Below are 14,658 nucleotides of genomic sequence, written 5' to 3'. Positions count from 1 at the left end.
TTATTTACCTCCTTTAGTGTTTTTACGAGCCGGAAGAACTTCTCCGCGGTAAATCCAAACTTTAACGCCCAGTTTACCATAAGTAGTATCAGCTTCTTCCCAAGCATAATCGATATCTGCACGCAGAGTGTGAAGCGGAACAGTTCCTTCAGAGTAGCCTTCGCTGCGGGCAATATCTGCACCATTGAGACGGCCTGAAACCTGAGTTTTAATCCCTTTTGCTCCAGCACGCATCGTACGTTGGATTGCTTGCTTTTGAGCGCGGCGGAAAGCCACACGCTGCTCTAATTGACGGGCAATGCCTTCACCAACAAGGTGTGCGTCCAGATCCGGACGTTTGATTTCGATGATGTTGATGTGGACTTGTTTGCCAGTCAGTTTGTTCAGTTTTGCACGGAGTGCATCTACGTTTGCTCCGCCTTTACCGATTACCATACCTGGTTTAGCAGTATGAAGAGAAACGTTTACTTTGTTTACTGCGCGTTCGATTTCAATAGTTGAAACTGCTGCGTCAGCCAATTCTTTTTGAACGAATTTACGGATTGCAAGATCTTCATGAAGGTAATCCGCGTATTCTTTTTCAGCATACCATTTGGCATCCCAATCACGGATGATGCCGACACGCATACCAATTGGATGTACTTTTTGACCCACGATGTTACCTCCTTATTTTTCTGCAACGACCACTGTGATGTGGCTGGTGCGTTTGTTGATTGGCGAAGCTGAGCCTTTCGCACGCGGACGGAAACGTTTCATAGTCGGTCCTTCGTTTGCGAATGCTTCAGATACTACCAAGTTAGCTTTTTCCAAACCAAAGTTGTTTTCAGCATTAGCGATTGCAGAGTTCAATACTTTTTCGATAATGCCGGCAGCTTTGTTTGGAGTGAATTTCAAGATTGCGATTGCGTCAGCGACGTTTTTACCACGGATATTGTCAAGAACTAGACGAGTTTTACGAGGTGAAACACGCACTGTACGAGCCATTGCTTTAGCTGAAGTAATTTCTGCCATTTATGTTCTCCTTATTTTCTACGTGTTTTCTTGTCGTCTGCAGCATGACCTTTGTAAGTACGAGTCGGTGCAAACTCACCAAGCTTGTGACCTACCATGTCTTCCTGGATGTAAACAGGTACGTGTTTACGTCCGTCATAGACTGCGATTGTGTAACCGATGAAACTTGGGAAAATCGTTGAACGACGTGACCAAGTTTTGATGACTTTCTTCTTTTCGTCATTAGCCTGAGCTTCAACTTTTTTCATCAAATGCTCATCGACGAAAGGTCCTTTTTTAAGACTGCGTCCCATTTTTATATTTTCTCCTTTAAATAAGTACCACAGCGGCCTGCGCTGACCAAGCAGCGCTACCGAGCTGGCGGATCTGCTAGCTGCTTAGGCGGCTAGTTTTTCATTATTTCTCGTTGCGGCGGCGAACAATCAGTTTGTTTGATTTCGCTTTTTTGTTACGAGTTTTCAGACCAAGAGCAGGTTTGCCCCATGGAGTAGATGGCGCTTTGCGGCCGACTGGTGCCTTACCTTCACCACCACCGTGCGGGTGATCGTTCGGGTTCATAACAGAACCGCGAACCGTTGGGCGGATGCCTTTCCAGCGGCTGCGTCCAGCTTTACCAAGATTGACAAGGCCATGCTGTTCATTTCCGACAACACCGACCGTCGCACGGCAAGTGCCCAAAATCATCCGAACTTCGCCGGATTGCAGACGAACCAGTGTGTATTTGCCTTCTTGTCCAAGAACCTGAGCAGATGCACCGGCAGCACGGACCAATTCACCGCCGCGGCCTGGCTTCAGCTCAATGTTGTGAACCAGAGTACCAACTGGGATGTTGGCAAGCGGAAGAGCATTTCCGACCTTAATATCTGCTTCAGGACCTGATACGATGCGTTGGCCAACTTCAAGACCTTTTGGCGCAATGATGTAAGCTTTGACCCCGTCAGTGTAGTGCACCAAAGCGATGTTAGCTGAACGGTTTGGATCGTACTCGATTGTCTTAACAACCGCTTCGACAGCATCTTTGTTCCGTTTGAAGTCAATCAAACGGTAGTGGCGCTTGTGACCGCCGCCCTGATGGCGGACAGTGATGCGGCCGTTGTTGTTCCGGCCCGCTTTGCTCTTCAGTGAAACGAGCAGGGTCTTTTCTGGAGTGCTGGTAGTAATTTCAGCGAAATCCAAAGAAGTCATATTACGGCGGCCGTTTGTTGTTGGTTTATAAACACGAATTCCCACGATATTTCCTCCTTAGATTATTCTTCTTCAGCAGCGAACAGCTCGATTGCTTTAGAATCAGCTGCCAGCGTGATGATGGCTTTTTTAGTTTTGTTGGTAAAACCAGTATAACGTCCAACGCGTTTTGCTTTTGGTTTTACATTGATAGTGTTGACGTTGGCAACTTTTACTCCTTCGAAAGCAGCTTCAACAGCCTGCTTGATCAGAAGTTTGTGCGCGCGGGTATCCACTTCAAATACATATTTTCCTGCTTCCAGCTGAGCCATTGAGCTTTCAGTGATAACAGGCTTTTTGATGACGTCATACAAATTCATTATGCAAGAACCTCCTCAATTTTAGAGATAGCTGCTTGAGTGACAAGAAGTTTGTCGCTGTTTACGATGTCAAGGACACTTGCAGTGGTTGCCGTTGCAACTTTCACATTTGGAAGGTTGCGGGCTGAAAGTGCAGCAAAGTCATTGCCTTCTTCAAGGATGACAAGAACTTTTGTGTCAATGCTCAGTGCGGCCAGCACTTTTGCAAACTCAGCAGTTTTTGGAGCTGTAAATGAAAGGCTGTCTACAGCTACGAATTTGTTTTCAGCAACTTTTTCAGAATAAACTGATTTCAGTGCCAATCTACGAACCTTACGCGGAAGTTTGTAGGCATATGAACGAGGAGTTGGGCCGAATACGACACCACCGCCGCGCCATTGCGGAGAGCGGATAGAACCTTGACGAGCGCGTCCGGTTCCTTTTTGACGCCATGGTTTGCGTCCGCCGCCTGATACTGCAGAACGGTTTTTAACAGCGTGAGTTCCTTGACGGAGGCTAGCGCGTTGGCTGATGATGACATCAAAGACAACAGATTCGTTTGGTTCGATACCAAATACTGCATCGTTCAGGACCACTTCACCAGCTTCTTTACCAGTTTGGTCAAATAATGTTACGTTTGCCATTGTGACTGATTTCCCCTTTCTTTATTATTTACCAGCTTTAACTGCTGACTTGATAGTGATAAGAGATTTCTTAGCACCAGGTACGTTTCCTTTGATGAGGATAACGTTTTTCTCTGGAACAACCTGTACGATTTCAAGGTTTTGAATGGTAACGCGGTTGCCGCCCATGCGTCCAGCCAGGTGTTTGTTTTTGAAAACACGGTTAGGCGCAACTGGCCCCATTGAACCAGGACGACGGTGGTAGCGTGAACCATGAGCCATCGGACCGCGTGATTGGCCGTGGCGCTTGATGACACCTTGGAAACCTTTACCTTTTGAAGTTCCTGTTACATCAACAACATCACCAGCTTCGAATGTATCAACAGTGATTTCTGCTCCAACTTCCAAGCCTTCAATGTTTTTGAATTCACGAATGAAGCGCTTAGGAGCTGTGTTAGCTTTCGCTACATGGCCTTTGGCAGGTTTGTTGCTCAATACATCACGAAGATCATCGAAACCGACCTGAACAGCGTTGTAACCATCTGTTTCAACTGTTTTTACTTGAAGAACAACGTTTGGAGCTGCTTCAATAACAGTTACAGGGATTAATTCGCCAGCTTCAGTGAAGATTTGCGTCATTCCCACTTTTTTCCCTAAGATTCCTTTTGTCATGAGAAAATGTTTCCTTTTCTATAAATTATTCAAAAAGTTTTTAACGAGCGTTTTTCATGCTCAGGATTAAGATACCAAGGGCGTCAAGAGCCAAGCAAAAATAGGAAACTGACGCCGTGTTCGATGAACACTAGGAAGTTTATCTTTTTTGCACAGCTCTTAGCCCGTGTTCAGTTTCACTTGAACGATTTCTTAATTTAGATTAAAGTTTAATCTCTACGTTCACACCGCTTGGCAGATCCAGCTTCATTAGCGCATCAACTGTTTTTTGAGTTGGGTTGATGATGTCAATCAAGCGTTTGTGGGTACGCATTTCAAATTGTTCGCGAGAGTCTTTGTATTTGTGAGTCGCGCGAATGATGGTGTAGAGGCTGCGTTCAGTTGGAAGTGGGATTGGACCCGCAACTTCAGCACCTGTACGAGTAGCAGTTTCTACGATTTTTGCAGCCGCTGTATCAAGTGTACGGTGTTCGTATGCTTTCAAACGGATACGGATTTTTTTGTTTGCCATCTTTTTCTCCTTTTCGTCTATTTAAGATAATAGGCTAGCTCCGCAAGAAAACCGACAGGCGGTTGCGTGGCAATGCAACCGAGCGTGTCGCAACCTCTTGCATCAAAGCTACACGCTGTATTTTTACAGCACCATAGTATCTTAACACAAAGACGCAGGCATTGCAAGGGATTTGAGAGATTTTTTAAAGATTTTCCGGATAATTGTTGCTGAAAGTGGTTTCCAGTTAACATAACGGTGAAACAGAGGAACCGCGTCAAGAGTTTTTGACCAGAACAAAGCGAGACTGAAACACTTTTATACGGTATCTTCCCAAAGGTACATCCCTCTGTGGGTGAGGACGCAGCCATCATGGGAGTCTGTCTCAGCCTCTCTCTGTTATTTTTCTTTTTCGATTCGAAATTGGTTTTGCGACGTGTTTATCAGAAAATCCGCTTCGCTCTCAGTCTGTTTGTAATAACAGCGATATTGGTCCCGCCTAGTCTGATGAGCTTGACAGACAAACTCCTGATCCCGATGACGATGGGCTACATCTCTGTCAAGGCGCCTCTCTAATTCGGTCTCATCATCTGTATAAAAACAGATAGACAGATCAAAAAGCTCCTTGGGCAGAAAGGCTGCCGACATGCCTTCGACCAGCAAAATCGGCTTATCTGCTGACAGACGCCGGCTGGGAGACCAAGCTGTATGAATCGTCAGCATATCCAGACCAGACTGCAGAGCGCGAATATCCCGCTCTAAACTACTGAGTTCATGAACCGCTGGCAGACAGGCCGTAACTGTTTGACGGGGGAAATCTCTGGGCGCCAGCAAATTCCGATAGCCGCCCGAAATAACATAAGGATCTGTTTCCAGCAGATTGGCCCGCTCTTTTCCCAGTCCTAACTGCAAATCCCGCGCAAATGTCGACTTCCCGGAAGCCCCGTGCCCGAAGATTCTCAGACTATGCCTTTGACCGTCCGACAGATAGGCAGTCAAATGTTCCAATAATGCCGTTTGGTCCATTCCGTTCTCCTACTTAAAAACATTAGAAATTGCGGCTGGACTTGTTGTAGCCATAGCGCTCGACAAAATCTTCACGGAATTCCAGCAGGTTGTCATCCAGAATAGCCTGCCGGACTTTCTTCATTAGATTGACCAAGAAATAAAGATTATGATAGCTGGTCAGGCGGATGCCAAAGGTTTCATCAGCCTTGAGCAGGTGACGGATATAGGCCCGCGTATAATTCTGACAGGTGTAGCAGTCGCAGTCATGATCCAGCGGCGTAAAGTCTTCTTCAAACTGGGCATTTTTCACCACCAAACGGCCCCGGCTGGTCATACAGGTGCCGTTTCTGGCAATCCGGGTCGGCAGGACACAGTCAAACATGTCAATCCCGCGAATGACGCCATCAACGAGGCTGTCCGGAGCTCCCACTCCCATGAGATAGCGCGGTTTATTTTCCGGCAGCATCGGTGCAGTGAAGTCTAAGACAGCATTCATTTCTTCATGCGATTCACCGACAGCCAGCCCGCCGATTGAATAGCCTGGGAAGTCCATGCTGACCAAATCCTGAGCGGACTGACGGCGTAAATCCTCAAAGCCTGCCCCCTGCACAATGCCAAAGAGACCTTGGTCATGGGGGCGGCTGTGAGCCTTGAGTCCACGCTCCGCCCAGCGGCTGGTTCGCTCAATGGACTTCTTGACATAGTCATAAGGCTGGTAAAACTGCGGGCATTCATCAAAGGACATCATGATGTCGCTGCCCAGATTGTTCTGAATGGAAATGGCCTTTTCCGGCGACAGAAACATCTTGGAGCCATTGAGGTGGTTTTTAAAGGTCACCCCTTCCTCGGTGATATTGCGGCTGTCTGCCAAGGAATAGACCTGAAAACCGCCGCTGTCCGTCAGAATAGGCTGGTCCCAGTTCATGAACTTGTGAAGACCGCCAGCTCGGGCAATCAGCTCATCACCGGGCCGCAGCCAGAGATGATAGGTATTGGCCAAGATAATGCCAGAGCCCATCTGCTTGAGCTCCTCCGGCGACTGGGTCTTGACCGTAGCCTGGGTACCGACCGGCATAAACATGGGCGTTGGAAAGGTGCCGTGGGGAGTGATGATCTCCCCCAGACGGGCACCGGTGTGTTTTTCTTTCTTGATTAAGCGATATTGAATCGGCGAATCTGACATTATTACCTCCGAGACCAGGAAAGACAGTCCTAGTCCATTCTATTGCGCGGCTAATCCGCCGCATACCGTATGATTTTATCAAAAAATGCTGCGTCTGTCATCAGGTATGTTATAATGAAACAATAGAAAAGGAGTTTTCATGAATTTACAGGAGATTCGTGCCGAGGCACGCAGCATTCGCAGTCAGACAAGGGGAATCTTTCTTTTATTTGCAGGTCCGACCCTTATTTCTATCATCAGCTACCTGCTGGCCTTAGACCTCAACCTGCGAGAGATCATCCCGGCCCTTTCCTTCCAGCAGACAATCGTCTTTCTTGCCAGCCGGGAAATTGGGCCGCGCATCATCCAGTTTATCCTGACTCTGCTGTTTTTGTCTGCCAGCTTCAGCTTGATGGAAGTAGTCCGTAAAAAGAGGGAGGAAGTCGGATTTTCTGATATTAACCGAATTTTCTCCAAACCGCTTTTCGGCCCCATCTTTGCTACTATGCTGGTCAAGCAGCTTTTGCTTCTCCTATGGAATGCTTTGACCTTAGCCGGTTTGCTGCTGACAACTTTCAATTCCTATAAAACGATCAGCATCTATGACAGAATTCCCAACCCCAGCTCCCTGACAAGTCAAAGTCCGGAAGTCCTGGAGATTCTCCAATATGCCCCCGGCATGTTTTTAGGCTTGCTCCTCATGGCAGCCGGCACAGCAGTCTTTATCCCACAGGCCTACGCATATTCTCAGACTGACTATATCCTCTATGACCAGCTCCATTCCGGCACCTATAAAGGCCCCTTTCAGGTCCTCCGTCAGAGCCGCCGGCTGATGAAAGGCCGAAAATGGGACCGTTTCCTGCTGGATCTGAGCTTCATTGGCTGGTATATCCTGATTGGTCTGACATACGGCATCGCAGGCATAACCGTCTACCCTTACATAAGCGCGGCTCAGGTTCTCTTTTATGAGAAGATTAGACAAGAGAAAAAGCTGGGCTGATTGCTGCTTAGCACCTATATAAAAAGGCTGAAGTTCGCTGAACTCAGCCTTTTTCTGCACCCTTCAAATCCCGAACAATCCGATCAAAAGCCGCTTCCAGACTGTCCCCATCTCTAAAAAAGGCGGCCTCCCAGCCCAGAAAATCTCGCTCCTGCCACCAGCGCCGCATATCGTCTGGGGAAAATTCCTGCTGCTTAGCTCTGGTTCGGTGACGACGGACAGTTTCTTCAAAGGATAGGTCATAGTAGTAAGCAAAGACATGCGGAGCGAAGAGCTTTTTCAACTGCTCTAGCATCTGCCCGTAAATATCTGTCTCATAAAACCCTTCTACCAAGACCAGTAAATCATGCTCATAAGCAAAGCGAGCCAGTGTTTCCGCCAGGTCAATAGACAAATTTCCCGGCTCAACCTTTTCCTTGAGCATGTCCCGCCTGACGGTATCTTGGGAAATCAGCAGCGTGCAGCGGCCAAAATGTTCCTGCAGCCTGAGGCCCAGCGTGGTCTTGCCAGAGCCGGAGTTGCCTCGGATAATGACTAGTCTGGCCATCTCACTCTCCTAAAACCAGCCGGCTGTGTTCGCGCTTGATGCAGCGGTTCATGACCATATCGTCCCGGCCGGCCGCTCGCAGAATCTGCTCAGCTTCTTTATTTTCCAGACCCAGCTGGGCCCAGAAAATCTTAGCATCCGCCGCCAAAAAATCACGCGCCGCATCCGGCAGAAACTCACTGCGGCGGTAAACATCGACAATATCTACCGGAAAAGGGATGTCCTGCAGGCTGGCATAGACAGTTTCGCCCAGAATCTGACCGCCTGCCGCCCGCGGATTGACCGGGATGATGCGGTAGCCCCGCTGCTGCATCTCCTTTGACACACGATGGCTGGTCGCTTCCTCTCGGTCGGACAGGCCTACAACAGCAATCACCTTGCTGCTTTCTAAGTAGTGTTTAACAATTCCATCGCTGGGATTTTGAAAATGATAGGTCATGGATTTCCTCCAATTAGTTGATAGCATATTTTGAAAAGGCTTTCCGAAATAACATCCACCCCAGAGTCGAAAAGTTTTGCTCCGGGGTAGATTTTTAGCGTATAGATGAACTCAACTGAATCCGGCCTAAACACTGTGTGAAAAAGATGGTCGTCCTCGCATTCGTCGAACGCTTCATCCGTTCCCTATTTTCACTTTGTGTTTTACGCCCTTGATATCTTAGTTGAATCCGGCCTAAAAACTTGAGAAAATAGATACATTCTCCTAAAATCATCGATGCTTCGTCGAATTTCCTAATTTTCTTTCGTTTTTTACGGCCTCTGTATCTTGTTTTACTTCGCTTCATACCAAGTCTGGCCTGCATTTTCATCTGCTTCCAGCGGTACTTTGAGTTCAATAGCGGCTTCCATAATGTCCTTGACCAGCCGGCGGACGGCTGACAGCTCCGTATTGGGCACTTCCAGAACGATTTCGTCGTGGACCTGCAGCAGCATGCGGGCTTGGTATTTGCCCTCGGTCAGCGCCCGGTCCAGATTGATCATGGCCACTTTAAGAATATCCGCCGCGCTGCCCTGAATCGGGCTGTTGATGGCCGTCCGTTCGGCAAAACCTCGGACATTGAAATTGCGGGAATTGATGTCAGGAATTTCCCGGCGGCGGTGAAAGAGGGTTTCTACATAGCCCTTGTCCCGCGCCTCGCGCACGACATTTTCCATATAGGCCTTGATACCGGGATAGCGCTCAAAGTAGGTGTCAATATAGGATTTGGCCTCCTTGCGGCTGATGCTCAGGTTATTGGCCAGGCCAAAGTCTGAAATACCGTAGACCACTCCAAAGTTGACAGCCTTGGCATTGCGGCGGTCATTGGCCGTCACATCCTCCGGCTTTTCGATGCCAAAGACCCGCATGGCGGTCGAAGTATGGATGTCGGCTCCGTGCCGAAAGGCATCAATCAAATGCTCATCACCCGAAATATGAGCCAGAACCCGCAGCTCAATCTGAGAATAATCCGAGCTGAGCAGGACGCTGTCCTCCCACTCTGGCACAAAAGCCTTGCGAATCAGGCGGCCCTGCTCCAGACGCACCGGGATATTCTGCAGGTTGGGATCAACACTGGACAGGCGGCCGGTCTGGGTCAGATCCTGCACATAGCGGGTGTGGATCTTGCCGTCAGGCAAAATAGCCTCCTGCAGACCGATGACATAGGCAGACTGGATCTTGGCAATCTGGCGGTATTCCAGAATCTTTTCAACGATAGGAGCAATCGGTGCCAAGCGCTCCAGCACATCCACGGCTGTTGAGTAGCCGGTCTTGGTTTTCTTAGTCAATTCCAGCGGCAGGCCGAGTTTTTCAAAGAGAATGGAGCCCAGCTGTTTAGGGGAGTTGATATTAAATTCTTCGCCTGCCAAATCATAGATTTCCTGAGTCAGCTGGGCCAGAACCCCCTCATTTTCAGCCTGCATGGTCTGCAGTGTTTCCCGCTGAACCTTGATGCCGGCGATTTCCATCTTGGCCAGAACAAAAGCCAACGGCTGCTCCATCTCCAGCAGCAAATCCAGCTGGTCATGCTCCCGCAGCTGGTCAATCATTGGCGCTTCTGTTTCCAGCAGCACCGCGACTTTTCGGGCCAAATGGCTGAGCAGCGCCTCATCATCTGGCAGAGCCCGTTTGGCGCCCTTGCCGTAAACCGCCTCATCAGATGCCAAGGCTGTGCGGCCGTAAAGGCCGGCAATGGTCGCAATCTCATTATTGTCCACCGTGGACAGGAGATACTTGGCCAGACGGCTGTCGAAGGCAGGCCGGGAAAGCTCAATGCCCAAACGGCTGAGCAGCACCTTGGCTCGCTTGAAATCATAGACCTTGAGGGCTGTTTTTTCTAAAAAGTCCTTAAAGAGCGGCTGCTGCAACAGACGGGCATCTCGGCAGGCATAAATCTTTTCTGCCGTTCCCCAGGCAAAGCCGACCATATCCTCAGTGTGGTAATTGTCGCCCAATAGTTCAAAGTGAAAGAAAGCCGCTGCATCCAGCATATCAGCTGTGACTTCCTTTACTTCTTCATAGCTGATTTCCGCCGGTGCTGCTGCCGGTGCCGCCTCAGCTTCCAAGGCCTGCTTGAGCTGCCTGAAGCCCATTTCCTCATAGAACTTGAGGAGCTCAGCCACCTTCGGTCCGCTGTAGACCAGATCCTCCAGCCCGATTTCAATCGGTGCCTGGGTATCAATGGTCGCCAGCTTCTGAGACAGGAACGCCTGTTCCTTGTCCTTGATCAGATTTTCCTTCATCTTAGAGGCCTTAAGCTGGTCAATCTTGTCATAGAGATTTTCCAGCGAACCATACTCCCAAAGGAGCTTGAGGCCGGTCTTTTCGCCAATCTTGGTCACTCCAGGGATATTGTCCGACTGATCGCCCATCAGCGCCTTGAGGTCAATGAACTGAGCCGGAGTGATGCCCATTTTCTCCATGAGATAGGCAGGAGTAAACTCTTCAAACTCGGCCACGCCTTTCTTAGAAATCTCCACCACGGTATTGTCATCAGCCAGCTGAATCAGGTCCTTGTCGCCGCTGACAATGGTCACATCATAAGGCACAGCCGTCTTTTCGGCCATTTTATCCAAGGTTCCGATAATGTCATCCGCCTCGTACTGGGGCAGATCGTAGTAGCGTATGCCCAGATAGCCCAGCATTTCCCGGATAAAGGGCAGCTGCTCGCGGAATTCATCGGGTGTCTTGGCCCGGCCGCCCTTATAGTCGGCATACATCTCAGTCCGAAAAGTGGTCTTGCCGGCATCAAAAGCGACCAAAATGTGGGTCGGCTGCACCCGCTCCATGAGATGATTGAGCATGAGGTGGAAACCATAAATGGCATTGGTATGCAGGCCCGACGGACTCTTGAAGCGGTCTATCTGATTGTACAGTGCAAAGAAAGCACGGAAAGCAACGGACGAACCGTCGATTAACAGTAGTTTATTCTTATTTTCCATAGGAATATTATAACACGAAAGGCGGACAAAGACAGAAAAGGCGGTGTGGAAAATAGCAGAAAATGTGATGAGAACTAAATTTTGATACAATCATCTTATGAATAATACCTACTACTTTATCCGTCATGCGCACTCGGCTTACAGTCCGGACGAAACCGGCCGTCCTCTGTCAGAAACCGGCAGGGCAGCACTGGATCAGCTGGATTTTTTGACAGAAAAACCCATCACCGCAGTCTATTCCAGCCCTTATCAGAGAGCCATACAAACAATCGAACCGCTAGCTCAGAAGCTAAACCTCCCCATCCAAATCGATGAGCGCTTGGTGGAGCGGAAACTAAGCAGTCAAATAATTACTGACCAAGAATTTGAAAGCTGCCTGAAACAACTTTGGTCGCAGCCCGACTTTGCCCTTGCAGGCGGCGAATCCAATCTGGCTGCTCAGAAACGTGCGCTAGGCTTCCTTCAGGAGCTGGAAGCAAAACACCATCAGGAGCACATTGTCCTCAGCTCCCACGGCAACCTCATCTGTATCCTTTTACAATACTTTGACCCCCAAATTGACTATTATTTCTGGCGCAGACTAGCCATGCCTGATGTGCTGATGGTAGGGCAGAAGGACACACTTTCCCATCCTTTAAAAAAGGACAGCTGATTTCCATAGAAGCAAAGTTCCAAACGGAAGCAATTGTGCCGGAAGATTCAGCCTGTGGGATGGCAAACCGTCAGAATCACCATGCTTTTTTGGAAGTGCTAGAATAAATCTGGAATTTTTCTTATAAAAATATGGAAATAATTTGACATTTAAAGCTTTTTCCTTTATACTATTAACATGTTAGGAGGAAAAAGATGAAAAACATTCCAAAACACTTCATTTTAGGCGCAGCCATTCTTGCCAGCGCCGGTATCACGCAGACCGTAGCTGCAGATACGGCTTCAGCAGATACAGCTGCACCTGCAAGTCAAGACAAGACAAGCCCTGTCAGCCAAGCAGCCGTTCAGCAGCAAAGCGAGCAGGTCAGCAAAGCTAAAGAAGCCGTTGATAAGGCTAAAGAACAAGCGGCTGCAGCTGAAAGCAAGCTTGAAACAGCCCAAAAGGACAATGCGGACGCAAATGCACAAAATATTGCACAAGCTCAGGCAGCTGTGACAGAGGCTGAGGAGAAAGTCGCTCCGGCTGAAACAGCAAACAACCAAGCTCAAGCTGCTCTTGATGCCGCCAAAACTGCAGAAAATACGCAGGCAACTACAGCTCAGGATGCTCAGGCCAAAGCGGCTCAGGCAGAAACTGAAACAAAAGCGGCTCAGGATGCGGTGGCTGCAGCGCAAAAAGCTGTTGACGAGAAACTGATAAACGAAGAAGTCGCCAAAGCAAAAGCTGAACTTGACAAGGCTCAAAATCACCTGACTTCTTACCAAGAACAGCTGAAAACAGCCGAAGCTGAGGATGCCAAACGCCAAGCAGCAATCGACCAAGCTCAGGCAGATATAAAAGCGGCTCAGGCTGAAGTCAACGAAAAACAAGCCAAAGTTTCTTCGCTGGACCAAGTTCACAATACCTTCACCCTCTCTCCAGCCTATATCAATGCCATCAAAAGCAATAATATCAACGGAACTTCCAAATTATCAGCTGAAGCACAGGGAACTCTTGCCACAGAAGCGGCAAGGCTCAAATCCAGCAACAACTACATCAGCAGCCAGAAAGATGCACAGCGTATGGTCAGCATCAATGCCATTCCCAGTGACATTCTTTTGGAAATCAACTACTATGCTCAGGATCTGATCAATCAAATCCGCCAGCAGGCAGGCACCGCACTGGTCACCCTAACCCAAAACAGCATGGACTATGCAGCAGCCTTGAGCAAAGCAGCCCAAGAAGAAAAATATACCTCCCTTAAAAAACAGCCTGTGACTTCAGGTGTATCCATCCCAGAAGCTGTGGTGGCTAAATTCGGACTGAATCAGTTTGGATACAGACCATCCATCACTCATGAACTTGGTTCATACCCTAATCTGGCCAGCCAAGAAAATGTATCTGTCGATTACCTGAAAAAAACCATCTACGATACTATCAAATTCCAGCTTTTTGATCTGGGAGACAGCATTGGCGAACGAAGCACCATTTCTGCTCAAAAAACAGTTGGACATCTTGACCGTCAGAAAAAGGGTGCTTATATGGGGGTAGGATTCAGCAATGATGGGATTATCAACCGCATCCAATTCCTGCTGTTCCCAAACAACAGCAGCGACATCAAAGATGCTTCTAAAATCACAGCAGCCTTGATCAATCCAAATACAGATCTCAAAGAAGCGGATGCTGCCCGTAAAGATTTAGCGGCTTCACAGGCTAAGCTAGACGCAGCTCAGCGTGCCTTGACCAACGCTCAGAACAAGCGGGAGGCTGCACCATTGCTTCGCGAAGTTGTTCAAACTGCTAAAGACCAATTAGCCAAGCAAGAACGCGCTTACGAAACAGCGCTTGAAAACAGCAAGAAAACGGCCTCTGAAGAGACCAAAGCCAGACTTGCTGCTCTCGCTCATGCACAGACAAGCTTGAAAGAAAAAGAAGCAGCACAAGCAAGAGCCCAACAAGCTGCCGAGGCAGCCAATGCAGAACTTGCTGAACTCAAAGCAGCTACCGCTGCAGCCCAAGAAAAGGCTGCCGCTGCAGCTACAGCCTTGGCAGAGGTGAAAAAAGCTGTTCAAGCTGCACAAGATTATGTTTACCGCCTGCAAAATGCTCCTGCCCTTCTCAAGAAAGCAGAAGCAGATCTCAATGAGGCAAAAGCAGATCTGGCCAGCAAGGAAGAGGCTTATCAAACCGAAAGTGCAAAACTGGAGGCTTTGAAAGCAGCTCTCGCAGCGCTTGAGGCAGAAGATCCGGCCAAACTGGATGTGAAAGGCGAACAACAAGTCCTAAAAGTAAGGGCAACCGGAAGCAAGACAGGGGTCAAACCAGCTCCAATCTATCAGGCACCGGCTGCAGCTCTGCCTAAAACAGGCTCTGCCCAATCCCCCCTGGCCCTTGCAGGCATAGGACTGCTCTCTGCACTGGGTCTGGCTTTCGGAAAACGCCGCAAGGCTGAATAAGACCGCTGAAAAGCAGGACTCTCAAAAAATATAACGAGGCTGGGACAGACTTCCACGATGGCTGCGCCCTCACTCGCAGAGAGATGGCGGTGGGACAGAACTAAATTTTTAAAAA

The 14,658-nt window shown here is 48.7% G+C and carries 16 protein-coding genes; 3 read left to right on the top strand and 13 right to left on the bottom strand.

The features are described 5' to 3' along the window. From rpsC to tgt, 10 genes are all read right to left on the bottom strand, one after another. The gene (rpsC, locus tag STRDD11_RS12650; protein WP_061591882.1) at positions 1 to 654 is read right to left on the bottom strand and encodes a 30S ribosomal protein S3; all 654 of its coding nucleotides are present in this window, start codon (positions 652 to 654) and stop codon (positions 1 to 3) included. Between the two features lie 12 nt (positions 655 to 666). After that, entirely contained in the window at positions 667 to 1,011 is a 345-nt protein-coding gene (gene rplV, locus STRDD11_RS12645) for a 50S ribosomal protein L22 (RefSeq protein ID WP_009443859.1), read from the bottom strand. 11 nt (positions 1,012 to 1,022) lie between these two features. After that, complete coding sequence (gene rpsS, locus STRDD11_RS12640; RefSeq protein ID WP_000533766.1) at positions 1,023 to 1,304, bottom strand: 30S ribosomal protein S19; 282 nt, start codon at positions 1,302 to 1,304, stop codon at positions 1,023 to 1,025. A 103-nt stretch (positions 1,305 to 1,407) separates the two neighbouring features. Continuing rightward, positions 1,408 to 2,241 carry a 50S ribosomal protein L2 gene (gene rplB, locus STRDD11_RS12635; RefSeq protein ID WP_128837600.1) on the bottom strand — a complete coding sequence of 278 codons (834 nt, stop codon included), beginning with the start codon at positions 2,239 to 2,241 and terminating at the stop codon, positions 1,408 to 1,410. Between the two features lie 17 nt (positions 2,242 to 2,258). Continuing rightward, positions 2,259 to 2,555: a 50S ribosomal protein L23 gene (locus STRDD11_RS12630; RefSeq protein ID WP_128837599.1), complete on the bottom strand. Its 297-nt coding sequence runs from the start codon at positions 2,553 to 2,555 to the stop codon at positions 2,259 to 2,261. Beyond that, positions 2,555 to 3,178, bottom strand: coding sequence for a 50S ribosomal protein L4 (gene rplD, locus STRDD11_RS12625; protein WP_128837598.1), 624 nt, complete (start codon positions 3,176 to 3,178; stop codon positions 2,555 to 2,557). The genes STRDD11_RS12630 and rplD overlap by 1 nt, the downstream gene beginning before the upstream one ends. A 24-nt stretch (positions 3,179 to 3,202) precedes the next feature. Continuing rightward, positions 3,203 to 3,829 carry a 50S ribosomal protein L3 gene (gene rplC, locus STRDD11_RS12620; protein WP_128837597.1) on the bottom strand — a complete coding sequence of 209 codons (627 nt, stop codon included), beginning with the start codon at positions 3,827 to 3,829 and terminating at the stop codon, positions 3,203 to 3,205. A gap of 202 nt (positions 3,830 to 4,031) precedes the next feature. Then, a complete protein-coding gene (gene rpsJ, locus STRDD11_RS12615) occupies positions 4,032 to 4,340 on the bottom strand; it encodes a 30S ribosomal protein S10 (protein ID WP_002894478.1) in 309 nt (102 codons plus the stop codon). A gap of 378 nt (positions 4,341 to 4,718) precedes the next feature. Further along, positions 4,719 to 5,345: a uridine kinase family protein gene (locus tag STRDD11_RS12610; RefSeq protein WP_128837596.1), complete on the bottom strand. Its 627-nt coding sequence runs from the start codon at positions 5,343 to 5,345 to the stop codon at positions 4,719 to 4,721. A 22-nt stretch (positions 5,346 to 5,367) separates the two neighbouring features. Further along, a complete protein-coding gene (tgt, locus tag STRDD11_RS12605) occupies positions 5,368 to 6,510 on the bottom strand; it encodes a tRNA guanosine(34) transglycosylase Tgt (RefSeq protein ID WP_128837595.1) in 1,143 nt (380 codons plus the stop codon). Positions 6,511 to 6,649: 139 nt separating this feature from the next. Here tgt and STRDD11_RS12600 point away from each other — a divergent pair, with 139 nt between their 5' ends. Then, positions 6,650 to 7,489, top strand: a complete 840-nt coding sequence (locus STRDD11_RS12600) for a DUF975 family protein (protein ID WP_128837594.1) — start codon at positions 6,650 to 6,652, stop codon at positions 7,487 to 7,489. A 43-nt stretch (positions 7,490 to 7,532) separates the two neighbouring features. On the opposite strand, the gene STRDD11_RS12595 is transcribed toward STRDD11_RS12600, so the two are convergent. The 3 genes from STRDD11_RS12595 to polA all read right to left on the bottom strand — a co-directional run bounded on the left by STRDD11_RS12595 (position 7,533) and on the right by polA (position 11,456). Then, positions 7,533 to 8,036 (bottom strand): kinase, encoded by a 504-nt coding sequence (locus STRDD11_RS12595; protein ID WP_128837593.1) that lies wholly within the window; start codon positions 8,034 to 8,036, stop codon positions 7,533 to 7,535. 1 nt (position 8,037) lies between these two features. After that, positions 8,038 to 8,475, bottom strand: coding sequence for a CoA-binding protein (locus STRDD11_RS12590; RefSeq protein ID WP_128837592.1), 438 nt, complete (start codon positions 8,473 to 8,475; stop codon positions 8,038 to 8,040). A gap of 332 nt (positions 8,476 to 8,807) precedes the next feature. Next, positions 8,808 to 11,456 (bottom strand): DNA polymerase I, encoded by a 2,649-nt coding sequence (gene polA / locus STRDD11_RS12585; protein ID WP_128837591.1) that lies wholly within the window; start codon positions 11,454 to 11,456, stop codon positions 8,808 to 8,810. 97 nt (positions 11,457 to 11,553) lie between these two features. Between polA and STRDD11_RS12580 the strand changes: the two genes are divergently transcribed. Both STRDD11_RS12580 and STRDD11_RS12575 read left to right on the top strand, forming a co-directional pair. Next, positions 11,554 to 12,108: a histidine phosphatase family protein gene (locus STRDD11_RS12580; RefSeq protein ID WP_128837590.1), complete on the top strand. Its 555-nt coding sequence runs from the start codon at positions 11,554 to 11,556 to the stop codon at positions 12,106 to 12,108. 194 nt (positions 12,109 to 12,302) lie between these two features. After that, entirely contained in the window at positions 12,303 to 14,543 is a 2,241-nt protein-coding gene (locus STRDD11_RS12575; protein WP_128837589.1) for an SEC10/PgrA surface exclusion domain-containing protein, read from the top strand. Positions 14,544 to 14,658: the final 115 nt, after the last annotated feature.

Origin of the sequence: Streptococcus sp. DD11 (genome assembly GCF_001578865.1) — a bacterium.
Classification (GTDB): domain Bacteria; phylum Bacillota; class Bacilli; order Lactobacillales; family Streptococcaceae; genus Streptococcus; species Streptococcus panodentis.
Note: the sequence above shows the minus strand (reverse complement) of the source record. Positions and strands in the feature narration are given on the sequence as shown.

What these genes read in the sequence shown, in the direction of transcription:
- rplV (WP_009443859.1), bottom strand. Translation starts at nt 1,011, where the DNA reads ATGGCAGAAATTACTTCAGCTAAAGCAATGGCTCGTACAGTGCGTGTT.
- STRDD11_RS12595 (WP_128837593.1), bottom strand. Translation starts at nt 8,036, where the DNA reads ATGGCCAGACTAGTCATTATCCGAGGCAACTCCGGCTCTGGCAAGACC.
- STRDD11_RS12590 (WP_128837592.1), bottom strand. Translation starts at nt 8,475, where the DNA reads ATGACCTATCATTTTCAAAATCCCAGCGATGGAATTGTTAAACACTAC.
- STRDD11_RS12610 (WP_128837596.1), bottom strand. Translation starts at nt 5,345, where the DNA reads ATGGACCAAACGGCATTATTGGAACATTTGACTGCCTATCTGTCGGAC.
- STRDD11_RS12600 (WP_128837594.1), top strand. Translation starts at nt 6,650, where the DNA reads ATGAATTTACAGGAGATTCGTGCCGAGGCACGCAGCATTCGCAGTCAG.
- rpsJ (WP_002894478.1), bottom strand. Translation starts at nt 4,340, where the DNA reads ATGGCAAACAAAAAAATCCGTATCCGTTTGAAAGCATACGAACACCGT.
- STRDD11_RS12575 (WP_128837589.1), top strand. Translation starts at nt 12,303, where the DNA reads ATGAAAAACATTCCAAAACACTTCATTTTAGGCGCAGCCATTCTTGCC.
- rpsS (WP_000533766.1), bottom strand. Translation starts at nt 1,304, where the DNA reads ATGGGACGCAGTCTTAAAAAAGGACCTTTCGTCGATGAGCATTTGATG.
- STRDD11_RS12630 (WP_128837599.1), bottom strand. Translation starts at nt 2,555, where the DNA reads ATGAATTTGTATGACGTCATCAAAAAGCCTGTTATCACTGAAAGCTCA.
- rplD (WP_128837598.1), bottom strand. Translation starts at nt 3,178, where the DNA reads ATGGCAAACGTAACATTATTTGACCAAACTGGTAAAGAAGCTGGTGAA.
- rplC (WP_128837597.1), bottom strand. Translation starts at nt 3,829, where the DNA reads ATGACAAAAGGAATCTTAGGGAAAAAAGTGGGAATGACGCAAATCTTC.
- tgt (WP_128837595.1), bottom strand. Translation starts at nt 6,510, where the DNA reads ATGTCAGATTCGCCGATTCAATATCGCTTAATCAAGAAAGAAAAACAC.
- polA (WP_128837591.1), bottom strand. Translation starts at nt 11,456, where the DNA reads ATGGAAAATAAGAATAAACTACTGTTAATCGACGGTTCGTCCGTTGCT.
- STRDD11_RS12580 (WP_128837590.1), top strand. Translation starts at nt 11,554, where the DNA reads ATGAATAATACCTACTACTTTATCCGTCATGCGCACTCGGCTTACAGT.